This window comes from Shinella sp. WSJ-2 (assembly GCF_003432075.1).
In the GTDB taxonomy this organism is placed as follows: Bacteria; Pseudomonadota; Alphaproteobacteria; order Rhizobiales; family Rhizobiaceae; genus Shinella.
On sequence record NZ_QWBU01000009.1, the window covers coordinates 41,110 to 63,065 of the forward strand.

General features: G+C 61.8%; 17 protein-coding genes. 7 read left to right on the forward strand and 10 right to left on the reverse strand.

Features of this window, described 5'->3' with window-relative positions; all coding sequences use genetic code 11:
- Positions 1 to 177 precede the first annotated feature (177 nt).
- Both D0Y60_RS18390 and D0Y60_RS18395 read left to right on the forward strand, forming a co-directional pair.
- Positions 178 to 5,340, forward strand: a complete 5,163-nt coding sequence (locus D0Y60_RS18390; RefSeq protein WP_117371428.1) for a hypothetical protein — start codon at positions 178 to 180, stop codon at positions 5,338 to 5,340.
- Between the two features lie 587 nt (positions 5,341 to 5,927).
- Positions 5,928 to 6,116, forward strand: a complete 189-nt coding sequence (locus D0Y60_RS18395; RefSeq protein ID WP_024270606.1) for a YegP family protein — start codon at positions 5,928 to 5,930, stop codon at positions 6,114 to 6,116.
- 58 nt (positions 6,117 to 6,174) lie between these two features.
- Here the strand turns inward: D0Y60_RS18395 and D0Y60_RS18400 are convergent, their stop codons facing one another.
- Positions 6,175 to 6,723 carry a cupin domain-containing protein gene (locus D0Y60_RS18400; RefSeq protein WP_117371429.1) on the reverse strand — a complete coding sequence of 183 codons (549 nt, stop codon included), beginning with the start codon at positions 6,721 to 6,723 and terminating at the stop codon, positions 6,175 to 6,177.
- Between the two features lie 144 nt (positions 6,724 to 6,867).
- On the opposite strand from D0Y60_RS18400, the gene D0Y60_RS18405 reads away from it, so the two are divergent.
- Positions 6,868 to 8,205, forward strand: coding sequence for an aspartate aminotransferase family protein (locus D0Y60_RS18405; protein ID WP_117371430.1), 1,338 nt, complete (start codon positions 6,868 to 6,870; stop codon positions 8,203 to 8,205).
- A gap of 60 nt (positions 8,206 to 8,265) precedes the next feature.
- A complete protein-coding gene (locus D0Y60_RS18410) occupies positions 8,266 to 8,625 on the forward strand; it encodes a winged helix-turn-helix domain-containing protein (RefSeq protein ID WP_117371431.1) in 360 nt (119 codons plus the stop codon).
- Positions 8,626 to 8,629: 4 nt separating this feature from the next.
- On the opposite strand, the gene modC is transcribed toward D0Y60_RS18410, so the two are convergent.
- The 5 genes from modC to D0Y60_RS18435 form a co-directional block, all read right to left on the reverse strand.
- Complete coding sequence (gene modC, locus D0Y60_RS18415; protein WP_117371432.1) at positions 8,630 to 9,703, reverse strand: molybdenum ABC transporter ATP-binding protein; 1,074 nt, start codon at positions 9,701 to 9,703, stop codon at positions 8,630 to 8,632.
- Positions 9,700 to 10,401 (reverse strand): molybdate ABC transporter permease subunit, encoded by a 702-nt coding sequence (gene modB, locus D0Y60_RS18420; RefSeq protein ID WP_117371433.1) that lies wholly within the window; start codon positions 10,399 to 10,401, stop codon positions 9,700 to 9,702. Before modB ends, modC begins: the two co-directional genes overlap by 4 nt.
- Positions 10,402 to 10,513: 112 nt before the next feature.
- On the reverse strand, positions 10,514 to 11,287 hold the full coding sequence (gene modA, locus D0Y60_RS18425) for a molybdate ABC transporter substrate-binding protein (protein ID WP_117371434.1): 774 nt from the start codon (positions 11,285 to 11,287) through the stop codon (positions 10,514 to 10,516).
- Positions 11,288 to 11,810: 523 nt separating this feature from the next.
- The gene (locus D0Y60_RS18430; protein WP_117371435.1) at positions 11,811 to 11,957 is read right to left on the reverse strand and encodes a DUF1127 domain-containing protein; all 147 of its coding nucleotides are present in this window, start codon (positions 11,955 to 11,957) and stop codon (positions 11,811 to 11,813) included.
- 163 nt (positions 11,958 to 12,120) lie between these two features.
- Positions 12,121 to 13,257, reverse strand: a complete 1,137-nt coding sequence (locus D0Y60_RS18435) for an aminotransferase (RefSeq protein ID WP_117371436.1) — start codon at positions 13,255 to 13,257, stop codon at positions 12,121 to 12,123.
- A gap of 120 nt (positions 13,258 to 13,377) precedes the next feature.
- Here D0Y60_RS18435 and D0Y60_RS18440 point away from each other — a divergent pair, with 120 nt between their 5' ends.
- Positions 13,378 to 13,887, forward strand: a complete 510-nt coding sequence (locus D0Y60_RS18440) for an XRE family transcriptional regulator (RefSeq protein WP_245409225.1) — start codon at positions 13,378 to 13,380, stop codon at positions 13,885 to 13,887.
- A 3-nt stretch (positions 13,888 to 13,890) separates the two neighbouring features.
- Here the strand turns inward: D0Y60_RS18440 and chrA are convergent, their stop codons facing one another.
- Positions 13,891 to 15,285: a chromate efflux transporter gene (chrA, locus tag D0Y60_RS18445; RefSeq protein ID WP_117371549.1), complete on the reverse strand. Its 1,395-nt coding sequence runs from the start codon at positions 15,283 to 15,285 to the stop codon at positions 13,891 to 13,893.
- 282 nt (positions 15,286 to 15,567) lie between these two features.
- Between chrA and D0Y60_RS18450 the strand changes: the two genes are divergently transcribed.
- Complete coding sequence (locus D0Y60_RS18450; protein ID WP_117371438.1) at positions 15,568 to 18,129, forward strand: FAD-dependent oxidoreductase; 2,562 nt, start codon at positions 15,568 to 15,570, stop codon at positions 18,127 to 18,129.
- Positions 18,130 to 18,186: 57 nt separating this feature from the next.
- On the opposite strand, the gene D0Y60_RS18455 is transcribed toward D0Y60_RS18450, so the two are convergent.
- The 3 genes from D0Y60_RS18455 to D0Y60_RS18465 form a co-directional block, all read right to left on the reverse strand.
- Positions 18,187 to 19,386, reverse strand: coding sequence for an amidohydrolase family protein (locus tag D0Y60_RS18455; RefSeq protein ID WP_117371550.1), 1,200 nt, complete (start codon positions 19,384 to 19,386; stop codon positions 18,187 to 18,189).
- An 88-nt stretch (positions 19,387 to 19,474) separates the two neighbouring features.
- Positions 19,475 to 20,182, reverse strand: a complete 708-nt coding sequence (locus D0Y60_RS18460; protein ID WP_117371439.1) for a L,D-transpeptidase — start codon at positions 20,180 to 20,182, stop codon at positions 19,475 to 19,477.
- Between the two features lie 16 nt (positions 20,183 to 20,198).
- Positions 20,199 to 21,134 carry a murein L,D-transpeptidase family protein gene (locus tag D0Y60_RS18465; RefSeq protein WP_117371551.1) on the reverse strand — a complete coding sequence of 312 codons (936 nt, stop codon included), beginning with the start codon at positions 21,132 to 21,134 and terminating at the stop codon, positions 20,199 to 20,201.
- Between the two features lie 411 nt (positions 21,135 to 21,545).
- Between D0Y60_RS18465 and D0Y60_RS18470 the strand changes: the two genes are divergently transcribed.
- Positions 21,546 to 21,938 carry a GFA family protein gene (locus D0Y60_RS18470; protein ID WP_117371440.1) on the forward strand — a complete coding sequence of 131 codons (393 nt, stop codon included), beginning with the start codon at positions 21,546 to 21,548 and terminating at the stop codon, positions 21,936 to 21,938.
- Positions 21,939 to 21,956: the final 18 nt, after the last annotated feature.

The window sequence follows — 21,956 nt, forward strand, 5'->3', positions numbered from 1 at the left end:
AGCTGATGTGAAACAGACCCCGAATGTCGGCGGCATGTGCGCCATCCTCATTCGGATACCCGACAGAGATATCCATACTCTCCCGGCGGCGGCGCGGTAGCGACGTCCGCCATCGACGCGGCGTGGCCCGTAAACACTGGTTCCGCACACTCGATACGAACACTAGGAGCCGTCCATATGACCACGTTTGCCGAGATAGAGGCCAATATCCAACCCGGCCTGCCATCGCAAATAATCAATCTGGGCGACAACAGAGCCAGCCTTACCATCGCACAGGCCGAACTGCTCGTGTCGCAAGGTGTGGTATTCGCCGGCGACGACCTGATTTCGATCAAGGACTTGGCAGGCAGCATCGAGAGCCTGAGCGCTGCGCGCATCGCCGCTCTGAAATCCTTGGGCGTATCGCAAATTCTGGCCACGGACGGCGGCCTCTCCCTCGGCCTCGACCAGATCAACGCTCTCGCAGCGAGTGACATTAGCACCGGAACGCAATACGAAACGATGAGCGCTGCCTCGGCGGACGATATCCTGGTTGGACGCGGAATCGGATCGGGAATAGGGCAGTCCATCGTCGCGTTGGCCGATGGATCCTATGTCGTTGTCTATCGGGGCCCGACGGACGAAGGCATCGGTCGTAACATCTACGCCCAGCACTATGGCGCCTCCGGCCAAGCGCTGGGAGCGGTGGCCCGCGTCAGCGGGACGGAGCTCACGAACGAATCGCAGGCGACCGTGGCTGGGCTGGCCGACGGAGGATATGTCATTGTCTGGTCGCACAACAGCAAGTCGATTTACGCGCAAAGGTTCGATGCGGACGGCGATGCCGTCGGCGGTCCAACCCCGTTGTCAACAGCCCTGCGTATCTTCGCTCCGAACGTGACCGGACTTTCAGATGGCGGTTACCTGATCACCGCCTATCAAAACACCGGGTCTGGCTACGCGCTGACTGCTCTGCGCTACGATGTCAATGGCCAGCCAATCGGCACGGTCCAGACTCTCACGCCGTCATTCGATATGAGCATTTCTCCCAACGATGAGGGCGCGAAGATCACGGACAGCGTGGAAATGTCCGACGGCCGCGTCATGATTATATGGCGTGCGTCGGACAGCAGCGACGGGGGTCTTGCCGCCCAGATCATCGACACCAACGGGGAAAAGTTGGGAGACGCCTTCTTCATCAACACGCATACAGAATATTCGCAGGAGGCGCCATCTGTGGCCTCTCTTGCGGATGGTCGTTTTGCTGTCGCATGGATCAGCTACACCCACGAAAATTCGATCCTCGTCCAGCGTTTCGACGATGAAGGTAAAAAGCTCGGCTCCGAAATAACCATCAATTCCAGCAATTACGCGCAGGATCCGCCGAAGATAACCGCGCTGGAAAACGGACGCTACGTTACCACCTGGACATGGTATGGTCAGGATAATCCGAACGCGACCTCCGGCCAGCACGGCGGCATCTATTCGCAGATTATCGATGCCGACGGAACGAAAATCGGCGCCGTCTCGCTTATCAACACGACGGTTGTCGGCGACCAATTCGATCCGCAGATCGTCGCGCTCGCCGGGGGCGGCTATGTGGTCGTCTGGTCGGAGCATGTCGATACGAGAGGCGATCTATTCGAAATCAACGCGCAGGTTTTCAGTGCCGCTGGCAGCAAGGTTGGCGAGGAACTGGAAGTCACCGTAAAGCACTCAGGTAACCAATGGTTCCAAAAAATCGCGGCGCTAGCGGATGGCGGCTTTGCCATCGCATGGCATGACGCCGACGACGGGAAATATTATACCCGCACCTTTCAGAACGACGCGGAAAAAGCGACGATGAGCGGGACCGCGTCGGCGATTTCCGCGCTTACCGTTTCAGAGGTAGCAAACCTCCGTGAACTCCATATCGACACCATAACGGTCTCCAACGGCGGCGACATCACACTTACCCAGGCAGTTGCGGCCGCCCTTATTGATATTTCCGATTTTCGCATCATTGGCGCCAGTGGCGTCGTGGTCAGTGGTACGGGCGCGGTGCTGGACGACTTTTCCGTTACCGATATCGCCAAACTCAATACGCTGGGCGTGACGGGTCTCGACGCCATCGACGACAAGATCACACTGGCCCTTGATCAGGCCATGGCCTATGTCAACGCGGGCATTACGCTTGCCAGCGGCGATACGGCGACGGTTGAGATGACATTCCTTCAGCTCGTGGCGCTGGACAGCGATATCAATGCGTTGACCACCTTCGGCATGAAAATCATCGATCTTGCAGAGAACGAGATCGCCCTCGGCCTGGTTGGATACCGCTATCTCGACAGCATCGGCGTGCGCTTTGCAGCCTCAGATGTACTGACACTGACCGACTACAAGTTCAACATCGTCAACCTGACGGTGGCACAAATCGCCGAACTAGCCGAATGGGGCGTAACGAAAATCGACACGCATGTCGCTGAAACGGAACCGGCTGTTCTCTCCCTGCCGCAAGCGAGGGCTTTCGCCGCCGGCGGTATCAGCTTCGCCGCTGACGAGCTGGTTCATCTTTCCGACAGCGTTACGGCCTTGTCCGGCCTCAGTGCTTCCGACATTGCCGATCTCGCGACTGTCGGCGTTTCCAAGGTAGTCGCTGAGCAGGATCTGGCGCTCACTGTTTCGCAGTTCGCCGCCTATGCCCAGCACGATGTCCGTATAGAATCCGTGAACGGTACTGTTTCGGTACAAGACAGCGGAGCCAATTTCGCTGCACTCGCTACCGACCGGATCGCTGGTCTTTCGGTCCTCGGCATCACAGCGCTCGACGCGACGGACGACAAGGCCGTGCTTTCGCTGGCCGCCGTCAAGGCCTTTTCGGCCGTAAATGCTCATTTCGCCGACGGCGACCGCATCGTCATGGGCGTGACGACCGCATCGCTTGCGCAGATGAGCAGCAACGACCTCTCCCGGGTGAAGGCTTTTGGAATTGCCGCGATTACCACGGCGGAGCTCAGTTTGGATCTCACCGTCGCAACAGCCAGGACGGTCAAAAATGCTGGCTTGCCGCTCGATTCGGATTTTACCGCCCGCATCGCCGATACGGCGACTAATCTTCTCACGGTCAGCTTCCAAGACGTTTCCAACTATCGCGAGATGGGGGTGGATATTCTCAGGCTGGTCGATAGTAGCAGCGCGATCGCTGGCCTGTCACTTGCCAACATCGCAAATCTCGCAGGCAGGAGCGTCAGCGAAGTCGATGTTAGCAACGGCGCCGTGACGCTGAGCCTCGCGCAGGCAAACCAGTTTGCCGCTTCGGAAATCGTCTTCGACGCTGCCGATACCGTCGTCGTCACCGCTTCCTCGGTGACACTAAGCGACCCGGATACGCTCGATCTCATCGGGTTGGCGGCCATTCATATCGACCGGGTCGATGCCTCGGACAACAAGCTTACCCTGACACTTGCCGCAGCCCGGACCTATTTGGGCGCCGGCATCGGGTTCACGGCCGCCGATGCCGTGACGGTAAAGATAGGTTATGCCGAAGCAAAAACGCTTACCAAGGCGATGGGCAGCGCACTGCATGCCGCCGGTGTGGATCGTATTGACATTGATATGACGGCGGGCGAGCTGCAAGCGCTGACCTATGCCGAGTTGAAGGCTTTCGTCGCCGCGGGCGTGGATGGCATAACGGGGTTGACGAGTATCGCCTTCTCCAACCTCACCTACGATCTGGCTACCCATAGCGCGAACTACAATCCCGTCATCACCTCCAACGGTGGTGGTGCGACCGCCGCCGTCGCCATCGCCGAGAACACGAAAGCCGTCACCACCCTCAAAGCCACCGACAAGGAAGCGGCAACGCTCACCTATTCCATCGTAGGCGGTGCGGACAAAGCTTTCTTCACAATCAACGCCCAGACCGGGGCGCTCGTCTTCAAGGCCGCTCCCGACTACGAGACCCCAAAAGACGCAGGAAAGAACAATATTTATGATATCATCCTACAGGTCAGCGACGGAAAGCTGGTCGATACGCAGACGCTCGCGGTAAGCGTGAAAAACGTTAACGAGGCCCCCTCCATTCCCACTCTCTCGGGCACTTCCACCAAGGAGAACGTCGCGACGGGAACCCTTGTCGGAATCTTCGCGTCGAAAGACCCGGAAGGCAAGGCGCTGAGCTACAAGCTGCTCGATACGGCAGGTGGCCTCTTCAAGCTCTCGGGCTCCAAACTGGTGACGGCGCAGGCGATCGATTACCAGAAGGTGCAGAAGGACACGGTTACGATCGAGGTTTCGGATGGTGTGAACAAGGTGACGAAAGTGTTCACCATCACCATAGGCGATATTCTCGAAACCATCATCGGCACGACAAAAGGCGACGTCCTCAGGGGCGGCATCGGCATGGACCGCATCCTCGGCCTTGCAGGCAACGATACGCTGTACGGATATGGCGGCAGCGATCTTCTGGAAGGTGGCGACGGCAATGACGTGCTGGTTGGTGGGGCCGGTGCGGACCGTCTCCTTGGCGGCAATGGCATCGACACCGCGTCCTATGCGGGTGCGGCGACGGGTGTCGTGGCAAGCCTCGCCAACCCTTTGATCAACACGGGTGACGCCAAGGGCGATACCTATTCGTCAGTCGAAAATCTTATCGGCTCGTCCTATGCCGACAGATTGATCGGCGACGGAAAGACTAACATGCTCGACGGCGGCGCCGGCGACGATCTGCTCGAGGGTGGCGATGGAGACGATGTATTGATCGGCGGCATCGGTGCAGATCGTCTTATCGGCGGCGCCGGAACCGACACGGCATCTTATGCAGGTGCGAAAGCAGGGGTCGTGGCTAACCTATTGAAACCCTCTGTCGGCACCGGCGACGCCAAAGGTGACACCTATTCGTCTATCGAGAACCTCGCCGGCTCCTCCTATGCCGATCGTCTCACGGGCGATGCAAAGGCCAACATCATCGATGGCGGTGCGGGAGACGATGTACTTTCTGGCGGTGCGGGAAATGACCGGCTCATCGGTGGTGCAGGTTTCGACGATCTCTACGGCGGTGCGGGCAGCGACCGCTTCGTCTTCCGGTCGGCAAAGGAACTCGGAGCATCGAAAACCGCGACGGACACGATTCTTGACTTCTCACAGAAGGAGAAGGATGTGATCGATTTCACCGAAATCGATGCGAGCCTGAAAAAAGCAGGAGATCAAGCCTTTGCTTTCATCGGTACGGCCAAATTCTCAAACACCGCAGGCGAGCTCCGCTACGAAAAGGCGAAGGCTGACACTTACGTCTATGGTGATATCAATGGTGACGGAAAAGCTGATTTCGTCCTGCATATCGACGCTGCCCTCAACCTCAAGGCGGCCGACTTCCTGCTGTAAACAACCGGAACTGCCGTGCAGCAATGCATGAACTATGTCATCGCCGATATCGCTGCTCAAGCCAAGCGGTGGGGAAAGCCGACAAATGCGTAGGAGACAGATGTCATAGACACCCTGCCGCACGGCACCCTCTTCACTCCGTAAATTATTGTATCAGCTTACTTTCTGCCTCCTATTAACGAAATAGGGGGCTTTTCTTCCCGCTATTCATTTTCTTCCAGATTTTTCCGTCCGCTCGCATAGGAGCGTGGGCGGGCTTCAGTTCCTGCACTTAGCACCACCACTTCCAAATTGATTGGTGAGCTCCGAATAAACGCGAGGATGACGGCATTCGCGACGCGGAAATCCGGTCTACACATCAAGCGAGAGCTTCACCAACGATGTGAAGGATAACCACGTAACCAAGTTTTATTGCGACCCGCAGTCAATCGTGGCGGACCTTCCAAGTATACGCGCTTGCGCCGCAACACGGTTCAGGCGGCAGATCCGACTAATAAACAAGTGTTTTGAAACGCTCTCTTGTCAGCGCTGCCGGCGGCTGGCAGGTTACTCGTGTCTGATTCACACCTGCACGGAGGCAAAGGCCCATGGCGCACAAGTTCGAGATCTACAAGGACAAGGCTGGCGAGTTTCGTGTTCGCTTCAAGTACAACAGCGAAGTGATGTTCTCGACGGAAGGTTATTCCTCGAAGGCCAGCGCGCAGAACGCCATCGACTCCATCAAGAAGAACGGTCCCGGCGCGCCTGTCGAAGACAACACGACGCCGCAGGCCTGATTGATCTTGCCTCTTGAAAAGCCCGCCTCCGGCGGGCTTTTTGCATTTCAGGCCATTGTCAGAAGGTCGGCGGAGTGCAGGCGCTGATGACCTCGCAGGGCACCGGGCCGACGCAGCGGAAGCGGTGCGGGCGGCGGCTTTCAAAATAATAGGCGTCACCGGGGCCGAGAATGCGGCGTTCGTCGTCGACGGTCACTTCCAGCCGGCCGGACAGCACGATGCCGCCCTCCTCGCCCTCGTGCACTAGCAGCACCTTCCCGGTGTCGGCGCCGGGCTGGTAGCATTCCTTCAGGATCTGCAGGCTGCGGCCGAAGGTGTTTTCGCCGATCTGGCGGAAAGAAATCGGGCCTTTGCCGATCTCCACCAGTTCGTCAGCGCGGTAGAACGCCTTTTTCGGGCGGTCCGGTTCGAAGGCGAAGAATTCGGCAAGGCCGATGGGGATGCCGTCGAGGATGCGCTTCAGCGCGCCCACCGAGGGATTGGAGGCGTTCGATTCGATCAGCGAGATCGTCGAATTGGTCACGCCGGCCCGTTTGGCGAGCTCGCGCTGGGAGAGATTGTGGGCCATGCGCAGGTGACGCAGCCTACCCCCGATATCGACCGACATGGCATTTCCTGTTCTAGATGTTCGAAATAGCGAAAAATGTCCTTTCCGCATCCTTTGATTTCAAAGGCTTGACGTCAACCAGAAAAGGACTTGTTCGGCATGGCAAATCATGGCGTCTATCGCGCCAGCCAGAGGAGATCTGCCATGAACGCCCATAATAAACCCAATGCACCGGTGCTCGACAGCTACTGGATGCCCTTTACCGCCAACCGTCAGTTCAAGGCAGCCCCGCGCCTGCTCGCGAGTGCCGAAGGCATGTATTACACCAGCGCCGACGGCCGGAAGGTGCTTGATGGCACCGCCGGCCTGTGGTGCGTCAATGCCGGCCATGGCCGCCGGCAGATCGCATCCGCCGTCGAGCGCCAGCTGACGCAGATGGATTTCGCGCCCTCCTTCCAGATGGGCCATCCGATCGCCTTCGATTTCGCTGAACGCCTCGCCGAGATTGCCCCCGGCCCCGCGGGCGCCAAGCTCGACCGCGTGTTTTACACCGGCTCCGGCTCCGAATCGGTCGACACCGCGCTGAAGATGGCGATCGCCTACCAGCGCGCCATCGGCCAGGGCACGCGCACGCGCCTCATCGGCCGCGAGCGTGGCTATCACGGTGTCGGCTTCGGCGGCATCTCGGTCGGCGGCATTCTCAACAACCGCCGCGTCTTCCCGCAGCTCAACGGCTCCGACCATCTGCGCCACACGCATGACCTCGCCAAGAACGCCTATGTGAAGGGCATGCCCGAGCACGGCGCCGAGCTTGCCGACGATCTCGAGCGGCTGGTCGCGCTGCATGGCGCCGAGACGATCGCCGCCTGCATCGTGGAACCCGTTGCCGGCTCCACCGGCGTGCTGATCCCGCCGAAGGGCTATCTCGAAAAGCTGCGCGCGATCTGCGACAAGCACGGCATCCTGCTGATCTTCGATGAAGTCATCACCGGTTTCGGCCGCCTTGGCGCCGCTTTCGCGACGGATTATTTCGGCGTGACGCCCGATCTCGTCACCACCGCCAAGGGCCTAACCAATGGCGCGATCCCGATGGGAGCGGTCTTCTCCAGCCGCAAGGTGCACGATGCGCTGATGCATGGTCCGGAAAACGCGATCGAGCTCTTCCACGGCTACACCTATTCCGGCCATCCGGCCGCATGCGCCGCCGGCATCGCGACGCTCGACATCTACCGCGACGAGGGCCTCCTGACCCGCGCCGTCGAGCTGCAGGACGACTGGCATGCCGCGATGCATTCGCTGAAGGGCCTGCCGCATGTCATCGACATCCGCACGATCGGCCTCATCGCCGGCATCGAGCTTGCCCCGCGCGATGGCGCCGTCGGCGCGCGCGCCTATGACGTCTTCGTCGATTGCTTCGAGAAGGGCCTGCTCATCCGTGTGACCGGCGACATCATCGCATTTTCGCCGCCGCTGATCGCCGAAAAGAAGCACTTCGAGGATATCGTCTCGATCCTTGGCGACGCGCTGAAGCGCGCAGCTTAAACTTCCCACGGCGCAAAACGCTGTTATATCTGGGCCCGTATCCAGTACGGGCCCATTTTCATGTCAGCATCCGGCAAAAGCGAACCGAAACTCATCTTCCGCCTGCAGTTCGACCCGGAGGGTCGGATCGGGCGCGGCAAGATCGAGCTCCTGGCGCACATCAAGGAAACCGGTTCGATTTCCGCCGGCGGCCGCGCAATGGACATGTCCTATCGCCGGGCCTGGCTTCTGGTCGACGAAATGAACCGATTGTTTCGCGAGCCGGTGGTGGAATCGCAACGCGGCGGCAAGCAGGGCGGCGGCGCGGTGCTCACACCCTTCGGGAAGGCGTTGATCGCGCATTATCAAGCCATGGAAGAGAAGGCACGGGCGGCACTTGCCGACGAGATCAACTGGATCGTCGCCAATCTCGCGGACTAAGAGCCTATTCCAGAGCAACCGTTTTAATGACGGCATGAACCGGCAGGCCCGGCGTGAGGCCAAGCCGCTCGATCGACCAAGCGGTGATGCGGGCGCGCACATGATCGCCGCCGCAGGCCAGGCGCAGGCTCGCCATGCCCTCCCCGTCGGGCTCGATGGCCTCCACCACGCCTTCCAGAATGTTGAGCGCGCTCAAGCCTTCCGGACGCACCGTCGCCACCATCACGTCGCGGGCGGGGACACGCAGGCGCACCGCGTCACCCGGAGACACCATGGCGCCCGGCACGAGGATAGCGGAGCCGCCATCGAGGCGGATGGTAGCGAGGCCATGTTCGGCATCGCGCGCCTCAACGCGGCCCGCCAGCACGCTACCGGCCTCGCGGCGATCGATGGCGGAGGCAAGGCGCGGACCGCCGAGCACATCGGAAACCGAGCCGACGGCTTCGACGCGGCCGCCAGACATCAGTACCACCCTATCAGCAAGCCGCGCGACCTCCGCGACGGAATGGCTGACATAGACGATGGGAATGCGGGCTTCGTCGCGCAGGCGTTCGAGATAAGGCAGGATTTCGGCCTTGCGCTCCTCGTCCAATGCGGCGAGCGGCTCATCCATCAGCAGCAGACGCGGGGATGCCAGCAGCGCGCGGCCGATGGCGACGCGCTGTTTCTCGCCGCCCGAGAGGTTTGCCGGCTGGCGGTCGATCAGGTCGCCGATGCCGAGCAGATCGATGACGCGGCCGGGGTTTTCCGAGCCGGCACCCTTCGGTGAGAACCAGCGGCCGTAATTCAGGTTCTGTCGCACCGTGAGATGCGGGAACAGACGCGCTTCCTGAAACACATATCCGAATCGACGGCGGTGCGGCGGCACGAAGAGGCGGCGGCTCGTATCTACCAGCACGTCGTTGCCGAGCTGCACGCGGCCTTCGGACGGCCGCGTCAGGCCGGCGATAATGCGGATGAGCGAGGTCTTGCCCGAACCCGAGCGGCCGAACAGGGCGGTCACGCCGCCCTCGGCGATGAAGCCGGCATCCAGCGAGAAATCGCCGAACCGGTGGCGGGCTGCGACCACGAGGCTCATTCGAGGTGTACCTTTCGGCCGAGGCGCTGCGCCAGGATTTCGGAGGCGAGCAGCGCGACCATGGAAATGGCGATGGCGACGAGCGTGAGGCGCAGCGCGCCGGCATCGCCACCCGGCACCTGGGTGAAGGTGTAGATCGCGGCCGACAGCGTCTGCGTCTCACCGGGAATGTTGGAGACGAAGGTGATGGTGGCGCCGAACTCGCCCATTGCCTTGGCAAAGGCGAGGATCATGCCGGCGAGGATGCCGGGCAGGGTCAGCGGCAGGGTCACGGTGAGAAAGACCCAGGCGGGGCTCGCACCCAGCGTGCCGGCCGCCTCTTCCAACTTGTAGTCGACGGCCTCGATGGAGAGCCGGACGGAGCGCACCATCAACGGGAAACCCATCACGCCGCAGGCGAGTGCCGCACCCGTCCAGCGGAAGGAGAGTACGATGCCGAACCAGTCGTTGAGGAACGCGCCCACGGGGCCACGCCGGCCGAACAGGATGAGCAGAATGAAGCCGACGACAACGGGCGGCAGGATGAGCGGCAGATGAACGATACCGTTGAGCAAGGATTTGCCCCAGAACCGGCCGCGCGCCAGCGCCAACGCCACGAGAATGCCGAGCGGCAGGCTGACGAGCACGGCCACCGAAGAAACCCGAAGGCTCAGCCGGATCGCCGTCCACTCCTCATCGCTCAGTGTTAGCCAGTCCACTCGATTTCCTTCTAAAAAGCGAAAGCCCCGGCAACAAGACCGGACCAGACGTCGGCAAGGCCCTCGATCAACCAAGACGGGTGTAACGCCCTGACCTATCGCGAGGCTCGCCTCACTTCAGGATGGTGAAACCCTGCTCAGTGAAGAACAGCGCGGCCTTGTCGGACTTCAGGAAATCCAGGTAGGCGGCAGCGGCGGCACTCTTGGATTCCGAGAGAATGGCGGCTGGGTAGATGATCGGCGGGTGGCTGTTTTCCGGGAACGTGCCGACCACGGCGACGCCCGGATCCGCGGCAGCATCCGTCTGGTAGACGATGCCGTAGGGCGCTTCGCCACGTGAGACGAGCGCGAGCGCGGCGCGCACGCTTTCCGCGCCAGCAACCTTGCCCTCGACGGACGACCAGACGCCGAGCTTTTCCAGCGCCGCCTTGCCATATTTGCCGGCCGGCACGCTGTCGACCGCGCCCATGGCGAGCTTGCCGTCGCCGACGAGACCGGCGAGATCGAAGCCTTCCTTGATCTCGACCGTCGAGGCCTTGTCCTTGGGGGCGACGAGCACAATGCGGTTGCCGAGCAAGTTGACGCGGGTGTCGTCCTTGACCAGCTTCTTCTCGGCGACATAGTCCATCCAGGCAAGATCGGCCGAGATGAAGAGATCGGCGGGCGCCGCGGCCTCGATCTGCTTGGCGAGCGCCGAGCTTGCCGCGTAAGAGACGGTCGTTTCGTTGCCGCTGTCCTTCGACCAGGCGGCATTGGCGGCATCCAACGCATTCTTGAGGCTGGCGGCGGCGAAGACGGTGACCTTTTCGGCAGCGGCGGCCGGCAGGGCCAGCGGCAGGGATGCGAAGGCTGCGACCACGAGTTTCAAAATCAGGCGACGATTCATTCCGGCTCTCCCTTATCCTGCTTTCCAGCAGCGTGATATCTTATTGGATATATCGGCATTTACGGCTTGGCCAGCGCTATATTTTCAAAAATACAGGGAAACAGACTCGTAAAAAGCCTGTGATGGCCAGGTTGAAAACGCGGCAATTGAGGATTGAGAGGTAAAGCAGGGCCCAGAAATGGAAAAGCCTGCCGCGGGAGGAGGTGCGGCAGGCTTTCCGATAGAACCGAATGGCGACTGGGAGGAGGAGTGCCGCCATTCCCGCAGTCGGCCCTGGGAGGAGGAGTGGGCCTTCTGCACAATCGAAGCTTCGTGGGAGGAGGTACGTTGCTTCGATAAATATGACTATATCCGATTCTTGATCATTTCATAGGCATCGTTTTGCAATGCAGCTATGCGCTATGCGCGGATCGAATATCTCAACTCGCCGAACCAATCCCGATCGCGGAGAAGTTGTTCGCACATGCAAAAACGCCCACCGGAAGGTGGGCGTTCCAAATTCTGCGGCTTTGCAGCCCGTCGATCAGAAACCGACGGCAGCGCGGGCGACGGTCTTGATTTCCGAACGTTCGATGCCGAGATCGCGCAGTTCACGCGTGGTCATGCGGTCGAGTTCGTTGACGGTCTGACGGTACTTGCGCCAATTGTTGAAGGAACGTGCCATGTTCATGATGATCCCCTTTCCGGAGGCTCTCTGTTCGGCACCGGTCCGTGGCGCCGCGTCTTTCGATGACCGCGTTATAGCTTTATGCTGCAATGCGGAACAGCGCTGAGATAGCAGAACACCCATGCGAATGGCGCATGGGTGTCGCAAGCCTTCGTTAAGGAAGCGTTCAGGCGGCCCGTGCTGCCTGCTCCTTCCTGAGGAACGCGGAGATTCGCTGGAGACCCTCGTGCAGCACGGCTTCGCCATTGGTGTAGCCGATGCGCAGATGCCCTTCCATATCCATGGCACTGCCGGGCGTGAGCATCACCCCTGTGGTCTCCAGAAGCTTGGTGCAAAAGGCTTCCGACGTCATGGGCAGGTCGTATTTCAAAAGCGCCGTCGTGCCGGATTTAGGCTTCACCCAAGATATCAACGGCTCGTTCTCCACCCATTCGGCGAGGATGGCGAGGTTGGTGCGGGTGATGGCATGGCTGCGCGCAAGAATCTTGTCGCGGTTTTCCAGCGCGATTGCCGCGAAATGATCGTCGAGCATACCGACGCTGATCGTGTTGTAGTCGCGGTGGATGGAGACGGCATGCAGCAGCGCCTGCGGCCCGACGATCCAGCCGAGGCGCAGGCCGGCCAGCGAATAGGTCTTGGACATGCTGCCCGTAGAAATTCCCTTCTCGTAGAGATCGGCAATCGAGATTGTCATGCCGTCGCCGTCCTGGTCCGTGCCGCGATAGACCTCGTCGCAGAGGATCCAGGCACCGGCGGCGCGGGCGATCTCGACGACCTGAAGCAGGAAGTCGCGGTCCATCAGCGAACCGGTCGGGTTGTTCGGATTGTTGAGGCAGATCAATTTGGTGCCCGGCGTGGCGAGACGGCGCAGTTCCTCGAGATCCGGCAGAAAGCCGTGTTCGGCCGTCAGCTTGAGTATCTGCACGTCGGCGCCGAAACTTTCCGGGATGGAATAATGCTGCTGGTAGGTCGGCAGGACCGAGATCACGCGATCGCCCGGCTCCACCAGCGTTTCATGCACCAATGCGTTGGCGCCGATCGCGCCGTGGGTGACGACGACGTTTTCCAGCCCCTGCTTTTCATAGAGGCCGCAGATCAGCCGGCGCAGCCGCTCGCTGCCTTCGATGGCGCCATAGGTCAACTTCATCGGCAACAGCTCGGCAAGGATGACCTCCTTCTTACCGGCCATATCGAGCAATTCCTCCACCGTCAGCGATTCCACGCAGGTTTCGGCAAGGTTCAACTCGCAATGGTTTTCATAGCGGTTCATCCAGATCTCTACGCCGAAATCACGTATCTTCATGGCGGGCTCCTTTCGGGTTAGAAGGTGTCATGCGGCAATGCCGATTTTTCAACAAACGATATGAGCAGTATATTGCACAGTCAAGAACGCAGTGACGTCCTCACCCACGTGTCCGGCAATTTGCGACGTCTGCGTCAGAGGGCAGGCCTCAGCCAGGCAGCCCTTGCGGAGGCCTCCGGCATCAGCCGGCGCATGATCGTGGCGGTCGAAGGGGGCGATGCAAATATCAGCCTGTCGAGCCTCGACAAGCTCGCAGCCGCCATCGGCGTCGGCTTCGTCGATCTGGTGCGCGACCCCACCCGCCCGCCATCGTCGGAGATCAACGAGGTGACGTGGCGCGGCGCAAACGAGGAGAGCGCCGCCGTGCTGCTCGGCTCTGCACCCGCAACGACCGAGGCGCAGATGTGGCACTGGTCGCTCGGGCCGGGCGAACGTTACGAAGCCGAGCCGGACCCGGCAGGCTGGCACGAGATGATCTTCGTCACCGAGGGCACGCTGCGGCTGGACCTGTCCGGCACCGCGAAGGATTTTCCGGCGGGCAGCTTTGCCGTCTATGCCACCGACCAGCGCTATTCCTATCTCAATGCCGGCGACGGCGTGGTTCGGTTCGTGCGCAATGTGGTGGTCTAAGACCTAAAGAAGTGTCCAGAGCATGCCGGCAAACGCCGAGAGGCCGAGGACCAGCAGCACCGAGATCTTGAACCGGAAGAGCGCGACGGCGGCGGCCACGGCCAGCAGCGCCGACGGCAGGATGATCGTGGCCGGCGCCGGCAGTTCGAGGCGAAGCGGCCCGGCGACAAGCACCGTTACCTGGCCGAACAGCGTGTGCACGGCAAACCAGACGGCGAGATTGAGGATGACACCGACGACGGCGGCGGTGATTGCCGAAAGCGCGCCGGACAGCGCCGCATTACCGCGCAGCCGCTCGATGAAGGGCGCGCCGAGGAAAATCCACAGGAAGCAGGGCACGAAGGTGACCCAGGTGGTGAGGATCGCCGCCAGCGTTGCCGCCGCCATGGGGCTGAGGCTTCCGGGATCACGGTAGGCGCCGAGAAAACCGACGAATTGCAGCACCATGATCAGCGGCCCCGGCGTCGTCTCGGCCATGCCGAGGCCGTCGAGCATCTCGCCGGGCTTCAGCCAGCCATAGTGCTGCACCGCCTCCTGCGCGACATAGGCAAGCACCGCGTAGGCGCCGCCGAAAGTGACGACCGCCATCTTGCTGAAGAAGATGCCGATCTGCGCGAAGACGCTGTTACCGCCGGCGACGAACCAGATGAGCGCGACCGGCAGCAACCAGAGGCAGAGCAGCGTGCCCGAGATTTTCAGCGACCAGCCAAGACCGGGCCGCGCATGGGCGGGCATCGCCTCGCCGAGCAGCGAATCGCGATCTTGCAAGATCGCGCCGTTCGCCGCGGCATGGCCGCCGGCGGTGCGAAACAGGCGCGAGCCGGATTTCGAGCCGAGATAGCCGATCACACCGGCCAGAAGCACGATGAGCGGGAACGGCACCCTGAAGGCGAAGATGGCGATGAAGGCGATTGCGGCAATCGCGAGCATGGCCGGATTGGTGAGCGCCCGGCTGCCGATGCGGAACACCGCCTGCACGACGATGGCGAGCACCGCCGCCTTCAGCCCGAAGAACAGGCCCTCCACCACGCTCGCATCGCCGAAGATGACATAGACATAGCTCAGCGCGAGGATCGACAGGAAGCCGGGCAGGATGAACAGCAGGCCGGCGATGAGACCGCCAAGCGTCCTGTGCATCAGCCAGCCGAAATAGACGGCGAGTTGCTGCGCCTCCGGTCCCGGCAGAAGCATGCAATAGTTGAGCGCATGGAGGAAGCGGCCCTCGCCGATCCAGCGTTTTTCATCGACGACAATGCGGTGCATGACCGCGATCTGCCCCGCCGGCCCGCCGAAACTCAGCGCCGCCACCCGCGCCCAGACCTTTAACGCCTCGCCGAAGGAGACCCCGTGGGCCGATTGAGGAGAAGCCAGATCGGCCTGCGCCGCCGTGTCGTTCACCAATTCCCCTCCCCTTGCCGATGCGCCCCGCGCTCTACCCCGTCGATATATAGCAAATGTGACAGGCGATGCCCGGCATGGGTTTCCAAAGTCAAGGTGCCGCGCGCAAAGCGCAACTCACGAAAACCGTTGCGCGGGCAGGATGATCCGCTAGGGTCGGCTTACCAGACACGGGCCGGACAGGGCACTGTCGGAACTGGTCGCAGCCCCGTCGCAGACAGGCTTTAATGGCGCAAACACAGGCCCTAAGATCGGCCGCAATATTTCATCGGGGTCCAGCACATGGCAGAGTTTCCGCAAAAGGCGAAGGTCGTCATCATCGGTTTGGGTGGCATCGTCGGCGCGTCCATCGCCCATCATCTCATCGAGCGCGGATGGGACGATATCGTAGGCATCGACAAGTCGGGCATTCCGACCGACATCGGTTCGACGGCACATGCCTCCGACTTCTGCTACACGACGAGCCACGACTATCTCTCGGTCTGGACCACGCAGTACTCGATCGATTTCTACGAGAAGATGGGTCACTACGCCCGCATCGGCGGCCTGGAAGTCGCGCGCACCGGCGACGACACCTGGATGGAAGAGATCAAGCGCAAGCTCTCCTCCGCCAAGGCGTTCGGCACCCGCGCGCACTATGTTTCCCCCGCCGAGATCAAGGAAATGTTCCCGCTGATCGAGCAGGATCAGGTGATGGGCGGCATGTTCGATCCGGACGCCGGCCTTGTCATCCCGCGCTCGCAGACCGTCGCCGGCAAGCTGGTCGATGCCGCCGAAAAATCCGGCAAGCTGCAGGTTTACGGCAACACGCCGGCCCAGTCGCTGATCGTCGAGGGTGGCCGCATCAAGGGCGTTGTCACCCATCGCGGCACGATCATGGCCGATCACGTCATCGTCTGCGCCGGCATCTGGGGCCGCCTGATTGCCGAAATGGTCGGCGAGGATCTGCCGGTCATGCCGGTCGACCACCCGCTGACCTTTTTCGGTCCGTACAACGAGTTCGAAGGCACCGGCAAGGAAATCGGCTTCCCGCTTTTGCGCGACCAGGGCAACTCCGCCTATATGCGCGACACGGGCGACCCGAAGACCACCGAGGGCGGCCAGATCGAGTGGGGCTATTACGAGCAGACCAATCCGCGCCTCTGCCACCCGCGTGACATTCTCGAAAAGCACGAGGCGCGCCTGTCGCCCTCGCAACGCGACCTCGACATGGAGCAGATCCTCGAGCCGCTCGAAAAGGCCATGGAACTGACGCCGATCCTCGGCGAACTCGGCTATAACGAAGGCCATTCCTTCAACGGCTTGCTGCAGGTTTCCGCCGCTGGCGGCCCGTCCTGCGGCGAGAGCCAGAAGGTGCGCGGCCTGTGGTATTGCGTCGCCATCTGGGTCAAGGACGGCCCCGGCTACGGCAAGCTCATCGCCGACTGGATGACGGACGGCCGCACCGAGATCGACCACAACTCCATCGACTATGCGCGCTTCTACCCGCACCAGCTGACGGAAGAGTTCATCGAGGGCCGCAGCTACGAGGCCGCCCAGAAGATCTACTTCCCGGCCGTGCACAACCGCGAACCCTATGCCACGGGCCGTGGCGCCAAGCGTTCGCCGTTCTACGAGCGCGAGGTCGAGCTCGGCGGCTACTTCATGGAACTGGGCGGCTGGGAGCGTGCACATGGCTACGCCGCCAACGAGCACCTCCTGGAAAAATACGGCGACCGCGTGCCGGTGCGCGAGAACGAATGGGACAGCCGCCATTTCTGGCGCGTTTCCAATGCCGAGCACCTGGCGCTCAGCGAAGATGTCGGCATCATCAACCTCTCGCACTTCCACATGGTGGATATCGAAGGGCCCGATCATGTCGAGCTCTTGGAATGGCTCTGCGCGGCGAAGATCGGCGGCGACGGCAATATCGGCAAGGGCATCTACACCCACTTCCTCGACGACGAGGGCATGGTGCGTGCCGACTTCACGGTCTTCCGCATGGCCGACCGCTGCCGCCTCGTCAACGGCGCCGATGCCGGCCCGCGCGACTTCCATTACATGAAGCGCGTCGCGCAGGATCGCGGCCTTGATGTCACCATCACCGACACGTCGGAAAAGTACATCACCATCGGCATCTGGGGCCCGAATGCCCGCGAGAACCTGAAGAAGGTGGTCGCCGATCCCGCCGGTCTCGACCCGGAGAACTTCGCCTTCGCCGCGATCAAGCAGATCGAGATCGCCGGCAAAAACGTCACCGCCTTCCGCATCTCCTATGTCGGCGAGCAGGGCTGGGAACTGCACATGAAATACGAGGACGGTCTGGCCGTCTGGGACGCGCTGCGCTCCACGGGCGCGATGGCCGTCGGCGTCGAGACCTATGCCAACTCGCGCCGCATGGAAAAGAGCCTGCGCCTTCAGAACGCGGACCTGCTCACCCAGTACAACCTCATCGAGGCGGACCTTGCCCGTCCCAAGGTCAAGGAAGCGGACTTCCGCGGCAAGGCCAAGCATCTGGAATACAAGGCTCGGCCCCACCAGCCCGCCATGCTCTGCACGCTGGTCATGACGGAGAACACGGACAGGAACGGTGTGAAGCGCTACCCGCTTGGCAATCTGCCGGTCATGGATCCGGCAACCGGCGAAGTCCTCATCGACGAACTCGGCCGCCGCTCCTACACGACCTCCATCGCCTTCGGCCCGACCATCGGCAAGAACATCGCGCTGGCCTACCTGCCGCACGCCTATTGCCAGGAAGGCCGCAAGCTCAACATCTCGTATTTCGACGAGATCTACCCGGTCGAGGTGGTCGGCATCGGCTACAAGCCGCTCTACGACCCCGAAAACCTGAAGCCGCGCACGTAAGCGGTTTCAAGGCGCAAAAAGAAAGGGCGTGCCGATGGCGCGCCCTTTTTGATTGGGTCAGCGGATGACGGCACCGTTCTCGGCGACCAGTCGTCCGCCCTTGAACACCCGGCGGCCTTTCGGCACGGCCACCACCGCCTCGGGCACATGCTCGGCATCGAGCGTCACGAAATCCGCCTTCGCGCCGACAGCAATACCGTAGCCTTCGAGGCTAAGCGCCTTCGCACTCGCTGCCGTCACCACGTCGAAGGCGGCGCTCAGTTCCTCGTCGGTGTAGAAGCCGGAGCGGTAGCCGATCATCATCGCGCGGCCGAGCATGTCGCCGTCGCCATAGGGCCACCAGGAATCGCGGATATTGTCGCTGCCGGCGAAGACGTTGACGCCCTCCGCGCGCAACAGCGCGACCGGCGGGAAGGCGTGGTCGCCGGGGGCGTTGGTCATGATGGAGACGCCCGCGGCGGCGATTTTCGCGCCGATATGGCGGGCGCCATCCGCATCGAGATTGCCGAGACCATAGGCGTGACTGATCGCCACCTTGCCCTGCAGGCCGAGCGCCATCGTGCGGGCGCAGATTTCCTCAACGGTGAAGACGCCGAGCGAACCGAAATCGTGCAGATGGATATCGACGCCGACGCCGCGCTTCTCCGCCACGCCGAAGACGACATCGAGATGGCCTTGCAGGTCGCGATCAAAACTTGCCGGGTCGAGGCCGCCGACGAGATCGGCGCCCATCGCGATCGCCTCGTCCAGCAGTTCGTCCGTGCCGGGGCTCTTGAGGATGCCGCTCTGCGGGAAGGCGACGAGCTGGATATCGATGATATCGCGATATTCTTCGCGGATCGCCAGGATCGTCTCCAGCGATTTCAGGCCGACCGACGCATCGACCATGACGTGGCTGCGCATGGAGAGGGAGCCGTGGCCGACGCAGAGCTCCAGCTGCTTGCGCGCGCGTTCCGCCATCGGCGCTGCCTGCGCCATGTTCTGAGCCTGGAAAGCCACGCGCTCATGCACGTCGAAACCATTGGTGCAGGCTTTGTGAGGTATCCACTTGTCGCCGTAGAAGCTGGTATCGAGATGGATATGCCCCTCGACGAAGGCCGGCACAAGAAGCGCACCGGCAATGTCCACGCTATGCGCCGCATCGGCCGCCGAACCTGCCGGCGCAATGGAGACGATGCGGCCGCCGGCAACGCCGATATCGTTCAGCGTGCCATCCGCCAGCTTCGCATTGGTGAACAGGGTTTCGATGCCGGCCATATTGTCGCGCTCCATTTGCATAGGGATCGGCCCGCCCCTGAAGGGCAGACTGAAATTGTATGCAATAACACGCGAAAATCGTATTCAGTCAATAGGCCGCGGCGACGGCCGCGTTGCCCAGCACGACGATGGGCGTGCCGCTCTGGACTCGGTTGAACAGATCCACCACGTCTTGGTTGATCATGCGCACGCAGCCGGACGAGACGGACTTGCCGATCGTCCACCACTCCGGCGAGCCATGGATGCGGTAGAGCGTGTCTTCCTTGTCCTTGAAGATATACATGGCGCGCGCACCAAGCGGGTTCTTCAGGCCCGGCTCCATGCCGCCGTTGCGGGAGCTATAAGGTTCCAGTTCTGGCTGGCGGGCGATCATCTCGTCCGGCGGCGTCCAGCGCGGCCAAGCGCGCTTGTACTGGATGACGCCGCGGCCGGCCCATTCGAAACCGGCGCGGCCGAGGCCGACGCCGTAGCGCATCGCCTGCCCATCTTCATAGGTCAGGTAGAGGAAATGGCTCGCCGTATCGACGACGATGACGCCGGCGCGTTCACCCGTCGGGTTGGGCACCATTTGGCGATAAAAGCGCGGATCGATCTTCTGGTAGGGAATGGCAGGCAGCGGATAGGGCTCATCGTCCTTCGGGCCATACATGGCAGCGTAGATGCTGTTGTCGACGACCGGTTCGGGCCTTATCGCGACCCGCTCGCGCACTGGCGTCGTGCAGCCGGCCAAAACTGTGGTTGCCAATCCTGCACTACCGAGCAGGAAGGAGCGGCGGGTTACGCTTTCACCAGTCAAGGAATGCCCTCACACCTCAATCGTCATAGGGATCGGCGAGCGCGGCATCGGGCCGGCTGACCGGGTATTTCGTGCGCGAAATGCGGGCGGCCATGCCCTTCGCGCCCTGCTGCTTCAGGAGCGAGCGGAAGCTCGGATGCATACCGCCGTCCACATAGGCGAAGCTCGAAACCGGTGTGGCGCTCGCAAAAGCCGCATCCAGCTTCTTTTGTTCCGCACCGATCTTCGCGATCACATCATTTTGAGCACCGTCAACCGTGGCGGGGCACTGGGCGAGCGGATCGCTCGGCTCGCCGCCCGCGAATTCCCGGTTGAATACATAGCGGCCGCCGCAGACGGAGACCTTCGGCTGCTTGCGCGTGAAGGCGAAGGCATCATAGCCCTCCTTCAGCGTGCGCCAGAACGGCATGTTGGGATCACCCTTATGCTTGGCCATGTTTTCCGTGGTCATGCGGAAGGGATAGGCCTGGACCTGGAAACGCTCCTGACCACCCTCCAGCGCCTTCTGCACGATGGCATAGATCTCGCCCACGCCCTGATCCGTCATGGCATAGCAGCCCGACGACGAGCAGGCGCCATGCACCATCAGCGCCTCGCCGGAATAGCCGAGCGCCGATTCCAGCCGGTTCGGATAACCGAGGTTGAACGAGACGTAGTACTGAGAGTTCGGGTTCAGCATGCCGGCGGAGACATGGTAAAACCCTTCCGGCGCCTGGCGGTCGCCGCTCTTCGTCTTCGGTCCGAGTTTTCCGGACCAGCGGCACATCGGATAGGTCTTGAACAGCGCATATTGGCCGCTCGCATTGACCTTCCAGACCTCGAGCTCGCTCTCCTGCTTGAAGATACGCACCAGCACCGGGCTTTCCGGCCGCATCTTCTTGGCCGCCATCTCCGCCTTCACCTTGCTGGACAGCTGCGGCGCTTCGGCGAGCGAGGCGACATCCATGGCCATGCAGCCGGCCAGCAGGCTGCCGGCGACCGTCGCGGCGGCAAGGCGAGCGACAAGCGAGAGACGCGGGCGGGTGGTTTCACGAGAAAGGAGATGGCGAAGCGCAAACATGGGTCGGTTTCGATTGCTGGGGCCGGTCTTGGAAATCGGGGCGCCGGTATCGGCGGCGCATCTTAGGCCTAGAGTCCAAGCGATTGCTTAGAACTTCGTTAATCTTATGACCCGGAAGGGCCGCTGCCCGGCATCATGCCGTGGGAATGCCGCGAATCCGGCATCGATCTTGCGGGGAGCTTAAACCCTCAAGCTGCTTGAGCTTCAAGACCAGCTTTGCGGCTTTCTTTCGTCGCGGGGTCACGCGACGAACAAAAAATCGTTAGAATAGTTCTCCTCTTCAGGAATCTGGAGGTGAACGACATGGAACGCATGACCGGCGGCTGTCTGTGTGGCAATGTCCGCCTTGAGACGTCGGGATCTCCCTACCGGGTCGGGGTCTGCCATTGCCTCGATTGCCGCAAGCATCACGGTGCGCTGTTTCACGCCTCGGCGATCTTCCCGCGCGAGGCGGTGAGCGTGACGGGGGAGACGCGCGACTATGCCGGGCGCTACTTCTGCCCGCGCTGCGGCTCGCCGGTCTTTGCCTGCACCGGCGATGAAATCGAGGTCAATCTCGGCGTGCTCGATGAGCCCGACCGGTTCACCCCGACCTATGAGCTCTGGACGATCCGCCGCGAAGCCTGGCTGCCACCGTTTCCGCTGGCGCGGCATTATGACCGGGACCGGGAGAACCCCGGTCGCAGCGAGCCTTAGCCGAGCGACGACGCTTGA

What these genes read in the sequence shown, in the direction of transcription:
- D0Y60_RS18390 (WP_117371428.1), top strand. Translation starts at nt 178, where the DNA reads ATGACCACGTTTGCCGAGATAGAGGCCAATATCCAACCCGGCCTGCCA.
- D0Y60_RS18395 (WP_024270606.1), top strand. Translation starts at nt 5,928, where the DNA reads ATGGCGCACAAGTTCGAGATCTACAAGGACAAGGCTGGCGAGTTTCGT.
- D0Y60_RS18400 (WP_117371429.1), bottom strand. Translation starts at nt 6,723, where the DNA reads ATGTCGGTCGATATCGGGGGTAGGCTGCGTCACCTGCGCATGGCCCAC.
- D0Y60_RS18405 (WP_117371430.1), top strand. Translation starts at nt 6,868, where the DNA reads ATGAACGCCCATAATAAACCCAATGCACCGGTGCTCGACAGCTACTGG.
- D0Y60_RS18410 (WP_117371431.1), top strand. Translation starts at nt 8,266, where the DNA reads ATGTCAGCATCCGGCAAAAGCGAACCGAAACTCATCTTCCGCCTGCAG.
- modC (WP_117371432.1), bottom strand. Translation starts at nt 9,703, where the DNA reads ATGAGCCTCGTGGTCGCAGCCCGCCACCGGTTCGGCGATTTCTCGCTG.
- modA (WP_117371434.1), bottom strand. Translation starts at nt 11,287, where the DNA reads ATGAATCGTCGCCTGATTTTGAAACTCGTGGTCGCAGCCTTCGCATCC.
- D0Y60_RS18430 (WP_117371435.1), bottom strand. Translation starts at nt 11,957, where the DNA reads ATGAACATGGCACGTTCCTTCAACAATTGGCGCAAGTACCGTCAGACC.
- D0Y60_RS18435 (WP_117371436.1), bottom strand. Translation starts at nt 13,257, where the DNA reads ATGAAGATACGTGATTTCGGCGTAGAGATCTGGATGAACCGCTATGAA.
- D0Y60_RS18450 (WP_117371438.1), top strand. Translation starts at nt 15,568, where the DNA reads ATGGCAGAGTTTCCGCAAAAGGCGAAGGTCGTCATCATCGGTTTGGGT.
- D0Y60_RS18455 (WP_117371550.1), bottom strand. Translation starts at nt 19,386, where the DNA reads ATGGCCGGCATCGAAACCCTGTTCACCAATGCGAAGCTGGCGGATGGC.
- D0Y60_RS18465 (WP_117371551.1), bottom strand. Translation starts at nt 21,134, where the DNA reads ATGGCCATGGATGTCGCCTCGCTCGCCGAAGCGCCGCAGCTGTCCAGC.
- D0Y60_RS18470 (WP_117371440.1), top strand. Translation starts at nt 21,546, where the DNA reads ATGGAACGCATGACCGGCGGCTGTCTGTGTGGCAATGTCCGCCTTGAG.